Source organism: Streptomyces hainanensis (genome assembly GCF_004348415.1).
In the GTDB taxonomy this organism is placed as follows: Bacteria; Actinomycetota; Actinomycetes; order Streptomycetales; family Streptomycetaceae; genus Streptomyces; species Streptomyces hainanensis.
Genome location: NZ_SMKI01000002.1, coordinates 13,767 through 27,674 on the forward strand (window position 1 = coordinate 13,767; position 13,908 = coordinate 27,674).

Below are 13,908 nucleotides of genomic sequence, written 5' to 3' on the forward strand. Positions count from 1 at the left end.
GGCTCTGGAGCCATGAAGCGGAGTGTGCTCACCCGGTATCGGACCATGGCGTATGTCACCGCGGTGATGCTGCTGGTCCTGTCCACCTGCATGGTGTTCAAGTACGGCTTCGACACCGGTGAGGACGTCACCCTGGTGGTGTCCCAGGTGCACGGGCTGCTGTACATCGTCTACCTGGTCTTCGCCTTCGACCTCGGGCAGAAGGCCCGCTGGCCGTTCGGCAAGCTGCTGTGGGTCCTGCTCTCCGGCACCATCCCGTTCGCCGCGTTCTTCGTGGAGCGGCGGATCGCGGCCGAGACGGAGCCCCTGATCGAGTCCGACGAGGCGGAGCCGGTCAAGGTCTGACCCGCGCCGGCCACCCCCGGGCCCTCGGCCGGCCCAGGCCCCCGGTGAGTCCGGGGGCCGATTGGTCGACATTTAGTTGGGCGTCCAAGTAAATTGGCTCCATGGACGCTGACGCCATCTCGGCGGGCCGCGCACGTTGGCAGGCCCGCTTCGAGGCGTCCCGGATCCGGGACGCCGACTTCACCACGCTCTCCGGGGACCCCGTCGAGCCCGTGTACGGCCCTCGCCCGGGCGACACCTACGAGGGTTTCGAGCGCATCGGCTGGCCTGGCGAGTTCCCCTACACCCGCGGCCTGTACGCCTCCGGCTACCGGGGCAGGGCCTGGACGATCCGCCAGTTCGCCGGCTTCGGGAACGCGGCGCAGACCAACGAGCGCTACCGCTCCATCCTCGCCAACGGCGGCGGTGGGCTCTCCGTGGCCTTCGACATGCCGACGCTGATGGGCCGGGACTCCGACGACCCGCGCTCGCTCGGCGAGGTCGGCCACTGCGGCGTCGCCATCGACTCGGCCGCCGACATGGACATACTGTTCGGCGGCATCCCGCTGGGCGAGACCACCACCTCCATGACCATCAGCGGCCCCGCCGTGCCCCTCTTCTGCATGTACGTCGTCGCGGCCGAGCGCCAGGGCGTCGACCCCGGCACGCTCAACGGCACGCTCCAGACCGACATCTTCAAGGAGTACATCGCCCAGAAGGAGTGGCTCTTCGAGCCCGAGCCGCACCTGCGGCTCATCGGCGACCTGATGGAGTACTGCGTCCGGCACATCCCGGCCTACAAGCCGCTCTCCGTCTCCGGCTACCACATCCGGGAGGCCGGCTCCACGGCGGCGCAGGAGCTGGCCTTCACCCTCGCCGACGGCTTCGGCTACGTCGAGCTCGGGCTCTCCCGCGGCCTGGACGTCAACACCTTCGCGCCCGGGCTCTCGTTCTTCTTCGACGCGCACGTCGACTTCTTCGAGGAGATCGCCAAGTTCCGCGCCGCGCGCCGGATCTGGGCCCGCTGGATGCGCGACGTCTACGACGCCACCAGCGAGCGCGCCCAGTGGCTGCGCTTCCACACCCAGACCGCCGGCGTCTCGCTGACCGCGCAGCAGCCGTACAACAACGTGGTGCGCACCGCCGTCGAGGCGCTGTCCGCCGTGCTCGGCGGCACCAACTCGCTGCACACCAACGCGCTGGACGAGACCCTCGCCCTGCCGAGCGAGCAGGCCGCCGAGATCGCGTTGCGCACCCAGCAGGTGCTGATGGAGGAGACGGGCGTCGCCAACGTCGCCGACCCGCTGGGCGGCTCCTGGTACGTCGAGCAGCTGACCGACCGGATCGAGGCCGACGCGGAGAAGATCTTCGACCGGATCAGGGAGCTCGGCGCCCGCGCCGTGCCGGACGGGCAGCACCCGATCGGGCCGATCACCTCGGGGCTGCTGGCCGGCATCGAGGACGGCTGGTTCACCGGGCTCACCGCCGACGCCGCCTTCCGCTACCAGCAGTCGCTGGAGAAGGGCGAGAAGAAGGTCGTCGGCGTCAACTGCCACCCCGGTTCCGTCACCGGCGACCTGGAGATCCTGCGGGTCAGCCACGAGGTGGAGCGCGAGCAGTCCCGCGTGCTGGGCGAGCGCCGCGCCGCCCGCGACGAGGCGGCGGTCCGCGCCGGCCTCGCCGCCCTCGTGGACGCGGCGCGGAGCGACCGCAACATGATCGAACCCATGCTGACCGCCGTCCGCGCGGAGGCCACCCTGGGCGAGATCTGCGACGCGCTGCGGGCCGAGTGGGGCGTGTACGTGGAGCCGGCCGGCTTCTGACGGTTTCCCTTCCGACGGTTTCCGGAGGAGCCCGCGCGCGAGTTATTGCGCGCGGGTTTCGGCGGGCCCATTCTGGGAGCGCTCCCATCGCTCGCTCCCATCCATGCCACTCCCGATGAAGGGACCCCCACATGGCAAGCAGGAGACAGTTACTCGCCGGCGCCATCGCCCTCGCCGTCGCCCCCACCGCGATCGGCGCCACCACCGCCCACGCCGCGTCGTCCGACACCGGGGCCGCCGCAGGCGTGCGGGTGATGCCGCTCGGCGACTCGATCACCGACGGCTTCAACGTGCCGGGCGGCTACCGCATCGGGCTGTGGGAGCGGCTGGTGGCCGGCGGCCAGACGGTCGACTTCGTCGGCTCGATGTCCAACGGCCCGGGCAACCTCGGCGACCGCGACCACGAGGGCCACTCCGGCTGGACGATCGCCGGGATCGACGCCAACGTGTCCCGCTGGCTCACCACCTACCAGCCGCAGACGATCCTGCTGCACATCGGCACCAACGACATCTACGGCTCCGACCCGGGCGGCGCCCCGGCCAGGCTCCGCACCCTCGTCAACCGCATCACCAGCCAGCTGCCCCAGGCGTACCTGTTCCTGGCCACCATCACCCCGCTGCCGGCCTTCGACGCCGGCGTGCGGGCGTTCAACGCGGCCGTCCCCGGCATCGTCCGGGACCAGGCCAACGCCGGCCGCCGGGTCCATCTGGTCGACATGTACGCGGCGTTGACCAACGCCGACATCGCCGACGGCGTGCACCCCAACGCCACCGGCTACAACAAGATGGCCGCCGCCTGGTACAACGCGCTGCGATCCGTACCCGGCGCCACCGGCGCCGGCGCGCTGACGAACGCGGCGTAGCCGGGTCCTGGGCGGGTCACCACGGTTGGTGCCCCGACTCCAGGCAGCGGGCCTCGTTCGCCCGCATGGCCGCGAGAGTCGGGGTCACCCGGCGCCGGGTCCGTTGGCGGGTGCCGCTATCGCCATGGGGGTGTGGACGCCCCAGCGGTCTCGCGTCCGCGTCGAGGCTGGTGTATGTCGCCCAGTGGCTCGACGGGCTGTCCGACAAGCACGTCGGAAAGGTCGACGATGCCTCGGGCCTGCTGGCTCAGCTCGGCCCGGCGATACCCATGGCCCTCGCCCGGCCTCTGCGGGACGGGGTCTGGGAGCTGCGGCTGACGCTCGGCGACGTCGACGCGCGCATCACCTACTGGATGGCGCCGGACCGCCGGATTGTTTTCCTGACGTGGTTTCGCAAGACCCGTCAGCACGAGGAGAAGCAGATCACCCGCGCGGTCCTCGCCCGTAAGCAGTGCGAGGCCGAACACGACCCGGCCGACGCCGACTTCCATCGGAGCAGACTCGAAGGAGGGACACCATGAGTGGTCACACCAGGACGAAGGCCCGGCGCGGGAAGCGCATCCGGGGCGATTACCCCGACTCCGAGGAGCGTGCGCAGGAGCGGCGGGAGAATCCGCTGGCCATGGCACTCGCCGTCGTCGTCTACAACCGCCGGAAGGAGCTCGGCCGGACCCAGGCCGAGGCCGCCGAGAGGTGCGGCCTGGATCAGGCGAAGATCTCCCGTATCGAAGGCAGCGACGCCGTCCCCACTCTCCCACTGCTGTACAAGCTGTCCAGGGGCCTCGACGCGGCCCTGCGCATCGACATCGACGTCGTCGACGACGAGCCGAAGATCACGCTGACCCCACACGGCGCTGCCGCGTAGCGTCCTGCGGCCACCGCGGTGGAGTGAGGGTGAGGTCGCTGGCGACGACGTTCAGCCTCCTCGGACTCCCCAGACGAACAGGGTGCCCGTGCGCCGACTTCCCGAGGGCGGGGCGAGCACGGACGCCGACACGTCCACGTAGCCGTGTTCCTTGAGCGTCAGCATCCACACATCGGGTTCGTAGTCCCACCGCTTGACGACGGCGGGGTCCTCTTCGGGCCCGCGCGGGATGTATGACGCCTGGCAGCCGTAGCACCCTTCAACCGGGGGCCGCTGGGAGAAGGCGAACACTCCACCTGGCTTGAGTTTCGCGTGAACGTTCGGCAGCAGCAGGGTGGGGTCGGTGAACCAGGCAGCGCCGAACACGCTGTAGATCGCATCGAAGATCGTGACCGTGCCTTCGAGGTAGGTGAGGGCATCGGCCTGGTGGAGTTCCATCCCGTCCACGCCCGGCCACCGTTCGTGTGACTTGTCGAGCTGCTGGGCGGAGAGGTCGACCCCTACGGCCTTGGTGCCGAGCGTCGCGAGGTGAGCGGCGTTCCCACCGGACCCGCACCCGAGGTCGAGCACGCTGTCTCCGGGGTTGAGGCTGAGCACGTCGGCCCCCGGGCCGTGGTCGGGGTACTGGGTCCAGTTGAACCACGTGGTGTCGCCCTCGGCGTTGGTCTTCCGCCGGTGGGGCTTGCTCTGTGAATAGGTGTCCCATGCGGTGCTGCGAGGGTCAGTCACTACCTGTCCGTTCTCGTTCACGGCGACAGCCGCCCGGCACGATACCGGGCGGCTGAGGCTGTAGTCGTCCCGCTTGCGGCGGAGCTACTTGACAACGGGGCTGTCGGAGCAGCCCGCGTAGCTCTGGGTGCAGTCGGCCGCGCCGTTGACCGGCCAGAACTCCGGGTCCACGTCGAAGCCGGCCGATCGGATCATCTCGGCTGTCCGACGCATCGCGGCCCGTCCCTCGGCGGGGTTGTGGCTGTTGCCGCGGTCGGGGACGTGGTGGATGAATCCGGAGCCGAGCGCCTCACAGAACTCGGCGTAGTGCGGGGTCCTGGGTGGGTCACCATGGTTGGTGCCCTGACTCCAGGTAGCGGGCCTCGTTCGCCTTCAGCGCCTCGAGGGCCTGGACGAGTCGGCGCCGGATGCGGGGGCGCAGGGCGGCTATCGCGTCTTCCTGGGTGAAGAACACGCAGGCGGACAGCTCCTCATCGCGGGGAGCCAGGGCCGCCGCCACTTCCGGCGCCAACTCCCCGCCGTCGAAGATCAACACGATCTGGTCGTCCCAGGGCCCGTGCGCGGGGTCCCAGTCCATCGTGAGGACGCCGCGGATGTGTGGCCGAATGCGCAGCTCTTCCCACAACTCGCGCATGGCACCGTCAAGCGGGGACTCGTTCGCCTCGACCATCCCTCCCGGAAGATCCCACCCCTCCTTGTAGGTCGGCTTGACGAGGAGCACCCTTCCCGTGACGTCGCGCAGGATCACGTCCGCGGCGACACGCTTGCGGGCCTGCCTGGCATTGCCCTCCGCGAGGTAGGCGTCCCACTCGGCGGTTCCCGGCTGTGGGCGAGAGGTCACGACGAAACTCCCCCGACATGAGAGGACTGGATTCCGGCCAGCAGCAGATTCCTCTGTTGGGTGACCACGGTGAGCGATTCGAGAAGCTGAGCCACCCGGCGTTCTGCCCGAACGGCCGCAACGCCCGTGACAGCTCGTCGAGTTGCTGGTTGATCCGCAGCGAGCCCAGTGTGCGGCAGGATGCGATGAGCTGACCGCCGACCTGGCAGGCGGCCTCCAGCTCGCCCATCTCCGTGCGAATGACGGCCAGCGAGATCTGCCCGAACACCCGGCTGCGCGCCCGATCTCCGGTGCGGAGGCTCACGGCTCGCTCTGCGCTCTCCGCCGCCGCTGGAAGCTGTCCGAGGTCGCGCAGACACAGGGCTGTTTCGCTGGCGAGAGACGCCTCGTCGAAGTGGCTGATCCACACGGAGGGCGGCCCGTCGGCGTCACGACTCAAACACTCCGCCGCAGTCTCGATGGCCCGGCTGGCCGTAGTTTCCTCCCCTGCCCGCGCCAGGGCGCGACCTTCCATCGTGTGCAGGCGGGCCATCAGCGTCGGGAGGAAAGGGCCGGTGTCGACTTCACTTCGTCCAGCGCGCGCGAGCCTCGCCGCCTGCTCCGGCTGGCGCTGTTGCAGCGCGAGGTGGCTCATGCTGGCCAGGATGTTGGCCGTGAGCGCGCCGTCCGAACCGGCTCGGGCGAGCGGCAGGGCATGGGCGAAATGCTGCTGAGCTCGGTCGTCCCGACCCGAGTCGTGCGCCATCCACCCGGCCATCTCCGTGAGCGCGGCGGCGGCGCGAAACGTCTCCGGCGTGCTGCTCACACTGGCGGCCCCGAAGAGTCTTGGTGCCACTTCGGCGGTCAGGTAGTGGAGCACGGCACCGTAGAGATGACCGCCGCCGAGTTGGCGATCCGCCATGCGGAAGGAGTCCACAGCCGCCCGGTCGGCATGCCGGCCCGTGTGTGGTGGGCCGGGCAACGTGGCCGGCGCATCCGGCTCGCCGCGTGCCCGTGCCGCCGCTCGCTCCAGTTCGTCCAGGGGTACGCCCACTGCCTGCGCGAGGAAAGGGAGCCAGGAGTCGGGGATCCGTTCGCCACGCTCCCAGCGGGATACCTCGTTGCGGGTCAGCGACGTGACTCCGGACAGCGCGCACAGCCGTTCGGCGAGCTGCCGTTGGCTCCTTCTGCCCGCACGGCGTAGGCGCGCGAGATACGCGCCGAACTCCTGGCGTCGCGTCGTCACCTGGCCCCCTGTCCCCTCAAGGCTGGCCTCTTCCTGGCCCCCAGTCTGGCTCCCCCTTCCGCGCGGCGGGCGGAGTTCGATGGGAACTCCCCCGACAGGGGACCCCCGCGACCGCTGGCAGGCGGCCCGGGGGCGTGGCCAACGCTGAACAGGAGCGTCAACGATGAGGAAGGGTATCGCCCGCGTCGCGGCGCGATCGCTTGCACTGTTGCTGCCCGCGTCCGGTCGTCACCGGGCCTCTGCGGGAGGGAGGCGGTCCCATGGCTGAACGGGACACACCCGAGGTCGGCGAACTGGCGCGTGACGCGCGCGGGGTGGTCGGCCGGGTCATGGATCGCGAAGCCGGTCGGGTCTGGCTCCGGCCGGTGGGTGGTGGCCGGGAGTGGGACGTGCGTGCGGAAGAGGTGGCGGCGGTCGGCACGAGGGAGCTGCCGGGTCCGGCCGTTGCCGAGGCCAACCGCCGTTCCGGGGAGGCGCGGTGACGCGCTTGATCATCAAGGCGGCTGAGTGGACTCTGACGGAGGAGGCGGCCGAGGGTGCGCCTCGGGCGATCTTCCACGTCGCCTGCCTCACCTGCGGGGCTGAGTCCGAAGCGGTCGACAACCAGCCGGACCCGGTGGAGACGTGGGCGCTGCGACACACCGGGCTGAACACCTCTCATCGGCAGTTCAAGCTCACCACCGAGTGGTTCTGGCGCGTCGTCCCCTCGCCCGGTAACCCCTACCGCGCCTTGGAGAGCGGGGGATGAACCGTGAGGCCCCCGGCCCGTCGGCAGAACGGAACGCGGGTGGCGGAGAAGGAGATTGTGCCTGACGTCGGAGCCTGACGGTCCGCGCGCCTTCACGTGCCCCCGGCGGCACGTGAAGGCGCGCGCTCCACTCGCTCCGAGTCAGATCGATTCGGCCTGGTTTTGATCGATCTCTGCCCGGGGTGGTGTTGGCGTTGCTGGTCATCGGGGGGCTCGGCCGACCGGGCGGTCCCTCGCCAGGACCTGTCGGTTCTCCCCCGCAACAGCTTCCCGCGTGCCTGGCTCGGCCCGCCGGGCAGGACGAGGTGAACACAGTGCGTGACATTCTGCCGCCACTGCCACGGGGGGTGACGAGTGTCAGTCGCCGCGGTGAGCCGGAGCTGCCGATGACGGATCCACGGCCGCTCCGGACGGCCCAACACGAGGTGGCCAGGGCAGCCACCGTGACCGTGTCCGATGTCGTCGAGGCTGGGTTGCACCAGACCTACCACTCGGTCACGGTCTCCTCCTGCGCTGCTCGGGAGGTGACGGTGCTCTGTCACCGGCACCTGCCGTGGGTTGCGTTCGCTGACCCGGGACGGCACCAGGCGTTCACCCCCTGGTTCGTCCAACCGCCGCCGTGGGCCGAGCACTTCACCTGGTGCGGCTTCACGGTGCTCGACCTCGGCTTCCTGCTCGCGCCCGTCGCCGGGGCCGATCTGTCGGCCCTGGGCCGTGTGGAGCGCGAGCAGGTCGGGTACGGGAAGCCGCGGGTGATCGGGGAGATTGCCTTCAACCGCTGGGACTGAGCGACGCCCCCGCGGCGGCTCGTCGGGCGCCGCGTGCCGGGTGCGTGTCCGAACGGTTCCGGAAGGGGGGAGACTGGTGCCATGCAGCCACGCAACATGTCCATGAGCGGAGCCGTTGACCTCTCCGCGGTGAAGGCGGCCGCCGAGGCCAAGCAGAAGGCCGAGCGGGCCCGGTCCCAGCGGGCGGCCCAACCGGGCGGGCAGCAGGCGGCTGCCGCCACGCGACTGGTGATCGACGTCGACGAGGCCGGGTTCGAGCAGGAGGTGCTGCAGCGCAGCGCCGAGGTGCCCGTGGTCATCGACTTCTGGGCCGAGTGGTGCGAGCCGTGCAAGCAGCTCAGCCCCATCCTGGAGCGGCTGGCCGAGGCGTACGCCGGCCGGTTCGTGCTCGCCAAGATCGACGTCGACCAGAACCAGATGCTCTTCCAGCAGTTCGGCGTGCAGGGCATCCCCGCGGTGTTCGCGGTGATCGCCGGGCAGGCCCTGCCGCTGTTCCAGGGCGCGGCGCCGGAGCCGCAGGTGCGGCAGGTGCTCGACCAGTTGATCCAGGCCGCCGAGGAGCGGTTCGGCATCGTCGGCGCGCCGGTCGACCCGGAGCAGGCGGCGGCCGCCGGCGAGGAGGCGGCCGGCCCGCCGCAGCCGCCGGCCAACCCGACGCTGGCCGCGGCGCACGCCGCGCTGGACGGCGGGGACCTGGCCGGCGCGATCCAGGCGTACGAGAACGTGCTGGCCGACGAGCCGGGCAACCTGGAGGCCTCCATCGGCCTCGGCCAGGCGCGGTTGCTCAAGCGGGTGCAGGAGGCCGACCCGGCGAAGGTCCGCAAGGCCGCGGCCGACAAGCCGACCGACGTCGCCGCGCAGCTCGCCGCCGCCGACCTGGACCTGGTGGGCGGCCATGTCGAGGACGCCTTCGGCCGGTTGGTGTCCCTGGTGCAGCGCACGGCCGGGGAGGACCGGGACGCCGCGCGGGTGCGGCTGCTCGAACTCTTCGAGGTCGTCGGCCCGGACGACCCGCGCGTCATCAGCTCGCGTGCGGCGCTCTCCCGCGCGCTCTTCTGAGGGAATCGGCTCTTCTACACTTCATGGCGGCCGCGCTTTACCAAAACTTGGTAATCGCGGCCGTCATTACACTCGGTCACAAGGGCAGGGGGCTACTGGGGAGTTACGCCTGGTTGAAGGGAGGGTGCGGCTTTCGCGCGGTCGCGTCTTCGTGTCGACCGGCACGCGGTGATCACTCATTTGCCACATCGTTATTACTCGCAAGTAACGAACCCCTTGTGCCGGGACGTGAGATGCACCACGATCGGCCAAGCCGATGGGGCCACCCATCGGCCTCGGAGCAGGGGGGTTCCCGCCGGCCCGCGAGGGGCGGAGGGACCTGTTTCGCTGTCAGCCGCGTCCAAGCGACGGTCAGTGGCTGTCGCCGGGGTGCACGCCCGGGGATAACGCACTTCTTCTCTCCAGGGCCCCGGACGGCTTGGCAGACCACGGGCTTGCGGAGTCCGTGGAGTTGTTCGTCCGAGAAGGAGGAAAGTCAATGGAGTCACAGGCTCGCGGCGGCACGAGATGGCGGCGGTTCGGCCTCGTCATGGTGCCCGGCGTGGCCGCTACCGCTGCCATAGGTATCGCCCTCGCCCAGGGGGCGCTGGCCGCCTCGTTCTCCGTGTCCGGCCAGCAGTTCAAGGTGAGCGTGCGCCAGCTCGTGGGAGAGGGGTTCAATCAGTACGGCTCGTTCGTCACACCGCCCGACGGTCGGGACAGGCCCGTCGCGGTCTCGGCCTTCGATCACGCCGAGCTCAACGAGCTCTGCCAGTCGGTGGTCATCCCCGTTCCGTTGTTCGGAGACGTCACCGTCAAGATCAACGCCGGGTCCGACCCCAACAACCCCGTCGATGCGCAGAACCTGTTCATTGACCTGACGCAACTCGACGCCGACGCGGAATTCAGGAACATCGACATCGGTGTCAGCGTGGACGAGCTCACTCGCGGGCCCGACCCGGTCAGGAACACGCTGCCCGGCTCGTTCGCTCAGCAAGCCGAATCAGTGACGCTCTCGCAAGTGGAGCAGACGGCCTGGGGGACCCAGGCCGGCACGTTCACCCTGAACGATCTCAGCCTGAGGTTGCACAGGGGTAGCAACGAGTGTTTCTGATCGGCTGATCCACGCCTGGGGCAGGGAGCGGAGACGCGCCTCTCTGCCCCAGGGCGCACCGCCGTATCGTGCATCCCGCCACTGAAACGCGCCACCAGGGGAGTACGTGCCGTGAGCACCAAGACTGAGGAAATGCCCAGAATCTCGCTGTTCACCCGGGCGCGCGTCGCCTTCCGGCACTTCAGGTGGCGGCGGCCGTTCTGGGCGGGCCTCTTTGTCCTCATAGGAGGACTGCCCATCGCCTACTTCCCGTATGCCAACATGACGTTCGGTCAGCTCACCGTTCGCATGGCCACCACGGCCGGCGCCGGGTCGCTTGTCATCGGCGTCCTGCTGATCGTTCTCGGCCTGACCATATGGTTCCAGCCGCATGTGCGGATATTCGCGGGCGTCGCCGCGATCATGTTGGCACTGGTCTCCCTGGTGGTCTCCAACGTTGGTGGCTTCCTGCTGGGTTTCCTGTTCGGCATGGTCGGCGGGGCCATGAGCATCGCCTGGATGCCGGGCGAAGCGCGGCCGACCGCGGCAAGGGACGCCGCGGCGGATGGCGAGCCGTCGGTCCCGGTCCCCGGGACAGGCAGCGCGCTGGAGGCCTTCCAAGGAGCCGCACCGGAGCGGGGGAAAGATCCGGGGAAGGGAAACCAAGGTGCCGAGTGAAGAGATAACCACCGCGGACGGCGATGGGTCACGGCACGCGGTGCCGCGCAGGCCACTGCTGCGCCGCCTCCACATGCCGGTGGGGAAGGCGATCGCGCTCGCGGCCATGCCGTCCGCCGCGCTGATGGGCATGGGCTTCACCTCTCCGCTGGCCAAGGCGGACCCGAGCCAGCCGGAGAACCCCTTCCAGGACGCGCCGTGCGTCGAGATGCCGGACGAGGCGGAGGCCGAGGACACGGCTGAGGAGCCGACCGAGGAACCGACGGCCGAGGAGACGCCGGAGCCCGAGCCGGAACCCGAGCCAGAACCGGAACCCGAGCCAGAACCGGAGCCCGACGAGGAAGCGGAGCCGGACGCGCAGCCGACGGAGTCCGAGACAGAGTCCGAGCCGGCGGAAGACGCCGCGGCCACCGAGCAGGAGCGTGCGGAGGGCCAGGACGCGGCCCAGGAGCCCACCGAGGAGGCCGAGGAGCCCACGGCCGAGGAGCCGAACCCCTGGGACCCGCTGGGCGTCGGGCGCGGCCTCGAGGAGCTCGGCAACGCCATCGGCGACGTCCTCAACCCCGGCCGCGACGAGGAGCCGCCCGCAGAGCCTGAGGAACCGGCGGAGGAGCCGGAGGACGAGCCGGAGCCGGAGCCGACGACGCCGCCCGCGGAGCAGGACGAGTCGGACCGGACCGAGACGGGGACCGACGAGGCGTCAGCGGACGAGGACGCCGCCGGGGAGCCGGACGCGGAGCAGACGGACGAGGCCGAGGCGGAGGCCGACGAGCGGGACGAGGCCGACGCCGAGGAGCAGGACGAGGTCGAGGTGGAGACCGTCGACCCGTTCGCCCGCGACGAGTTGGGCCGGCTGCCGTTCCCCTGTCCCGAGGAGCGCCGCGTGCCCGGCATCGACGAACAGACGCCGCTCGTCCTGCCTGACCAGCCCTGGTATCTGGAAGCCAGCTACCTGACGCTGCGCGGCCTCGACTACCACGGCGTCGTCAACGTCACCACCGCCAACGGCGGCGTGAAGCAGGTGCTGAAGTTCACCGCTGACCTGATCGACATCGGCGACCTGCACCAGATCGTGGACGCGCCAGGCGGGGTCCGGTACCACGTGGGCACGGACCCGGGCTCCAACTCCACCTTCAGGAACGGCACGGTGACGATGTACACCGAGCGCTTGGAGGGCAATCTCTTCGGCATCATCCCGGTGGTCTTCGACCCCGAGCACGAGCCGCCGCTCGACCTTCCCATCGCGAACTTCACCGACGTCCTCATCACCCAGGCCGGCCAGATGGGCGGCACGCTCACCATGCGGGGGATGACGAGCTACACCACCAACGACGGGCCGACCACGGTGGGTTGATCCGCATTGCGAGAAGGCGGGCGCGAACGCGGGGCGCGCGAAGGCGGGGCGGCGCGGTGCCGCCCCGCCGGGAGAGCGCCGGGAGCGCCAGGGGACCCTCAGACGCCCTGCTGGCCGCCGATGTGGTGAACGCGGACCATGTTGGTGGTGCCGGCCACGCCGGGAGGCGAGCCGGCGGTGATGATCATGGTGTCGCCCGCCTCGTAGCGGTTGAGGCGGGACAGCTCGGCGTCGCAGAGCTCCACCATCTCGTCCGTGTGGTTGACGTGCGGGACGACCGTGGTCTCCACGCCCCAGCTCAGCGTGAGCTGGTTGCGGGTGGCCGGCTCCGAGGTGAAGGCCAGGATCGGCTGGATCGCGCGGTAGCGGGAGAGCCGGCGGGCCGTGTCACCGGACTTGGTGAAGGCCACCAGCGCCCTGGCATCCAGGAAGTCGGCGATCTCGCAGGCGGCGCGGGCCACGGAACCGCCCTGGGTGCGCGGCTTCTTGCCCGGCACCAGCGGTTGGAGGCCGCGGGAGAGCAGCTCGCCCTCGGCGGCCACCACGATCTTGGACATGGTCTTGACCGTCTCGACCGGGTAGCGGCCGACCGACGACTCGGCGGAGAGCATCACCGCGTCCGCGCCGTCCAGGATGGCGTTGGCCACGTCGGACGCCTCGGCGCGGGTGGGGCGGGAGTTGGTGATCATCGACTCCATCATCTGGGTCGCCACGATCACCGGCTTGGCGTTCCGGCGGCACAGCTCGATGAGCCGCTTCTGCACCATCGGGACCTTCTCCAGCGGGTACTCCACCGCCAGGTCGCCGCGGGCCACCATCACACCGTCGAAGGCCAGGACGACCTCCTCCATGTTGTCGACCGCCTGCGGCTTCTCGACCTTGGCGATCACCGGCACCCGGCGGCCGACCCGGTCCATCACCCGGTGCACGTCCCGCACGTCCTCCGCGTTGCGCACGAAGGAGAGGGCCACCATGTCGGCGCCGAGCCGCAGCGCGAACTCCAGGTCCTCGACGTCCTTCTCGGAGAGCGCCGGCACGTTCACCGCGACGCCCGGCAGGTTGATCCCCTTGTGGTCGGAGATCACGCCGCCCTCGATCACGATGGTCTTCACCCGAGGGCCGTCCACCTCGGTGACCTGGAGCGAGACGTTGCCGTCGTTGATCAGGATGGCCTCGCCCTTGGCGACGTCACCCGGCAGCCCCTTGTAGGTGGTGCCGCAGATGGACCGGTCGCCCGGCACGTCCTCGGTGGTGATGGTGAACTCGTCGCCCCGCTGGAGCTCCACGGGGCCGTTGGCGAAGGTCTCAAGGCGGATCTTGGGGCCCTGGAGGTCGGCCAGCACGCCCACGGCGACGCCGGTCTCCTCGCTCGCCTTGCGGACCCGGTGGTACCGCTCCTCGTGCTCCTCGTGCGAGCCGTGGCTGAAGTTGAACCGGGCCACGTTCATGCCTGCCTCGATCAGCGCCTTCAGCTTCTCGAAGGAGTCGACGGCTGGGCCCAGGGTGCAGACGATTTTGGAACGGCGCATGCTGGCGATC

General features: G+C 70.2%; 17 protein-coding genes and 1 pseudogene. 13 read left to right on the plus strand and 5 right to left on the minus strand.

Going from position 1 to position 13,908, the window contains the following annotated elements; translation table 11 throughout:
- The first annotated feature begins 12 nt into the window (after positions 1-12).
- From E1283_RS00320 to E1283_RS00340, 5 genes are all read left to right on the plus strand, one after another.
- Positions 13-345, plus strand: a complete 333-nt coding sequence (locus tag E1283_RS00320) for a DUF3817 domain-containing protein (protein WP_132815281.1) — start codon at positions 13-15, stop codon at positions 343-345.
- 101 nt (positions 346-446) lie between these two features.
- Positions 447-2,147: a coenzyme B12-dependent isobutyryl-CoA mutase large subunit gene (gene icmA, locus E1283_RS00325; RefSeq protein WP_132815283.1), complete on the plus strand. Its 1,701-nt coding sequence runs from the start codon at positions 447-449 to the stop codon at positions 2,145-2,147.
- Positions 2,148-2,278: 131 nt separating this feature from the next.
- Positions 2,279-3,010 carry an SGNH/GDSL hydrolase family protein gene (locus tag E1283_RS00330; RefSeq protein WP_132815285.1) on the plus strand — a complete coding sequence of 244 codons (732 nt, stop codon included), beginning with the start codon at positions 2,279-2,281 and terminating at the stop codon, positions 3,008-3,010.
- 170 nt (positions 3,011-3,180) lie between these two features.
- Positions 3,181-3,531 (plus strand): type II toxin-antitoxin system RelE/ParE family toxin, encoded by a 351-nt coding sequence (locus E1283_RS00335; RefSeq protein WP_243744509.1) that lies wholly within the window; start codon positions 3,181-3,183, stop codon positions 3,529-3,531.
- Positions 3,528-3,875, plus strand: a complete 348-nt coding sequence (locus E1283_RS00340; protein ID WP_132815289.1) for a helix-turn-helix domain-containing protein — start codon at positions 3,528-3,530, stop codon at positions 3,873-3,875. The genes E1283_RS00335 and E1283_RS00340 overlap by 4 nt, the downstream gene beginning before the upstream one ends.
- 51 nt (positions 3,876-3,926) lie before the next feature.
- Here the strand turns inward: E1283_RS00340 and E1283_RS00345 are convergent, their stop codons facing one another.
- The 3 genes from E1283_RS00345 to E1283_RS00355 all read right to left on the minus strand — a co-directional run bounded on the left by E1283_RS00345 (position 3,927) and on the right by E1283_RS00355 (position 5,445).
- Positions 3,927-4,625: a class I SAM-dependent methyltransferase gene (locus E1283_RS00345; protein WP_341829895.1), complete on the minus strand. Its 699-nt coding sequence runs from the start codon at positions 4,623-4,625 to the stop codon at positions 3,927-3,929.
- Between the two features lie 63 nt (positions 4,626-4,688).
- On the minus strand, positions 4,689-4,817 hold the full coding sequence (locus E1283_RS39385; protein ID WP_279571230.1) for a hypothetical protein: 129 nt from the start codon (positions 4,815-4,817) through the stop codon (positions 4,689-4,691).
- 112 nt (positions 4,818-4,929) lie between these two features.
- Positions 4,930-5,445, minus strand: a complete 516-nt coding sequence (locus E1283_RS00355) for an NUDIX domain-containing protein (RefSeq protein ID WP_132815291.1) — start codon at positions 5,443-5,445, stop codon at positions 4,930-4,932.
- Between the two features lie 17 nt (positions 5,446-5,462).
- On the opposite strand from E1283_RS00355, the gene E1283_RS36930 reads away from it, so the two are divergent.
- Positions 5,463-5,639, plus strand: a complete 177-nt coding sequence (locus E1283_RS36930; RefSeq protein ID WP_165955959.1) for a hypothetical protein — start codon at positions 5,463-5,465, stop codon at positions 5,637-5,639.
- On the opposite strand, the pseudogene E1283_RS40115 reads toward E1283_RS36930, so the two are convergent.
- Positions 5,600-6,670 (minus strand): annotated as a pseudogene (locus tag E1283_RS40115) (helix-turn-helix domain-containing protein); the annotation flags it as partial. The gene E1283_RS36930 and the pseudogene E1283_RS40115 overlap by 40 nt on opposite strands.
- Before the next feature lie 260 nt (positions 6,671-6,930).
- Between E1283_RS40115 and E1283_RS00365 the strand changes: the two are divergent.
- The 7 genes from E1283_RS00365 to E1283_RS00395 all read left to right on the plus strand — a co-directional run bounded on the left by E1283_RS00365 (position 6,931) and on the right by E1283_RS00395 (position 12,369).
- Positions 6,931-7,152, plus strand: a complete 222-nt coding sequence (locus E1283_RS00365; RefSeq protein WP_132815293.1) for a hypothetical protein — start codon at positions 6,931-6,933, stop codon at positions 7,150-7,152.
- Positions 7,149-7,418: a DUF7848 domain-containing protein gene (locus E1283_RS00370; protein WP_132815295.1), complete on the plus strand. Its 270-nt coding sequence runs from the start codon at positions 7,149-7,151 to the stop codon at positions 7,416-7,418. The genes E1283_RS00365 and E1283_RS00370 overlap by 4 nt, the downstream gene beginning before the upstream one ends.
- 386 nt (positions 7,419-7,804) lie before the next feature.
- The gene (locus tag E1283_RS00375; RefSeq protein ID WP_132815297.1) at positions 7,805-8,206 is read left to right on the plus strand and encodes a hypothetical protein; all 402 of its coding nucleotides are present in this window, start codon (positions 7,805-7,807) and stop codon (positions 8,204-8,206) included.
- An 81-nt stretch (positions 8,207-8,287) separates the two neighbouring features.
- Positions 8,288-9,265, plus strand: coding sequence for a tetratricopeptide repeat protein (locus E1283_RS00380; protein WP_132815299.1), 978 nt, complete (start codon positions 8,288-8,290; stop codon positions 9,263-9,265).
- Between the two features lie 478 nt (positions 9,266-9,743).
- Positions 9,744-10,358, plus strand: coding sequence for a DUF6230 family protein (locus E1283_RS00385; RefSeq protein WP_132815301.1), 615 nt, complete (start codon positions 9,744-9,746; stop codon positions 10,356-10,358).
- A 132-nt stretch (positions 10,359-10,490) separates the two neighbouring features.
- Positions 10,491-11,015, plus strand: a complete 525-nt coding sequence (locus E1283_RS00390) for a DUF6114 domain-containing protein (protein WP_132815346.1) — start codon at positions 10,491-10,493, stop codon at positions 11,013-11,015.
- A gap of 40 nt (positions 11,016-11,055) precedes the next feature.
- Positions 11,056-12,369 carry an eL24 family ribosomal protein gene (locus tag E1283_RS00395; protein ID WP_132815303.1) on the plus strand — a complete coding sequence of 438 codons (1,314 nt, stop codon included), beginning with the start codon at positions 11,056-11,058 and terminating at the stop codon, positions 12,367-12,369.
- 98 nt (positions 12,370-12,467) lie between these two features.
- Here the strand turns inward: E1283_RS00395 and pyk are convergent, their stop codons facing one another.
- On the minus strand, positions 12,468-13,898 hold the full coding sequence (gene pyk / locus E1283_RS00400) for a pyruvate kinase (RefSeq protein WP_132815305.1): 1,431 nt from the start codon (positions 13,896-13,898) through the stop codon (positions 12,468-12,470).
- Between the last annotated feature and the right edge of the window lie 10 nt (positions 13,899-13,908).

What these genes read in the sequence shown, in the direction of transcription:
- E1283_RS00385 (WP_132815301.1), top strand. Translation starts at nt 9,744, where the DNA reads ATGGAGTCACAGGCTCGCGGCGGCACGAGATGGCGGCGGTTCGGCCTC.
- E1283_RS00365 (WP_132815293.1), top strand. Translation starts at nt 6,931, where the DNA reads ATGGCTGAACGGGACACACCCGAGGTCGGCGAACTGGCGCGTGACGCG.
- E1283_RS00330 (WP_132815285.1), top strand. Translation starts at nt 2,279, where the DNA reads ATGGCAAGCAGGAGACAGTTACTCGCCGGCGCCATCGCCCTCGCCGTC.
- E1283_RS00340 (WP_132815289.1), top strand. Translation starts at nt 3,528, where the DNA reads ATGAGTGGTCACACCAGGACGAAGGCCCGGCGCGGGAAGCGCATCCGG.
- E1283_RS36930 (WP_165955959.1), top strand. Translation starts at nt 5,463, where the DNA reads ATGAGAGGACTGGATTCCGGCCAGCAGCAGATTCCTCTGTTGGGTGAC.
- pyk (WP_132815305.1), bottom strand. Translation starts at nt 13,898, where the DNA reads ATGCGCCGTTCCAAAATCGTCTGCACCCTGGGCCCAGCCGTCGACTCC.
- E1283_RS00375 (WP_132815297.1), top strand. Translation starts at nt 7,805, where the DNA reads ATGACGGATCCACGGCCGCTCCGGACGGCCCAACACGAGGTGGCCAGG.
- icmA (WP_132815283.1), top strand. Translation starts at nt 447, where the DNA reads ATGGACGCTGACGCCATCTCGGCGGGCCGCGCACGTTGGCAGGCCCGC.
- E1283_RS00320 (WP_132815281.1), top strand. Translation starts at nt 13, where the DNA reads ATGAAGCGGAGTGTGCTCACCCGGTATCGGACCATGGCGTATGTCACC.
- E1283_RS39385 (WP_279571230.1), bottom strand. Translation starts at nt 4,817, where the DNA reads ATGCGTCGGACAGCCGAGATGATCCGATCGGCCGGCTTCGACGTGGAC.
- E1283_RS00390 (WP_132815346.1), top strand. Translation starts at nt 10,491, where the DNA reads ATGCCCAGAATCTCGCTGTTCACCCGGGCGCGCGTCGCCTTCCGGCAC.
- E1283_RS00380 (WP_132815299.1), top strand. Translation starts at nt 8,288, where the DNA reads ATGCAGCCACGCAACATGTCCATGAGCGGAGCCGTTGACCTCTCCGCG.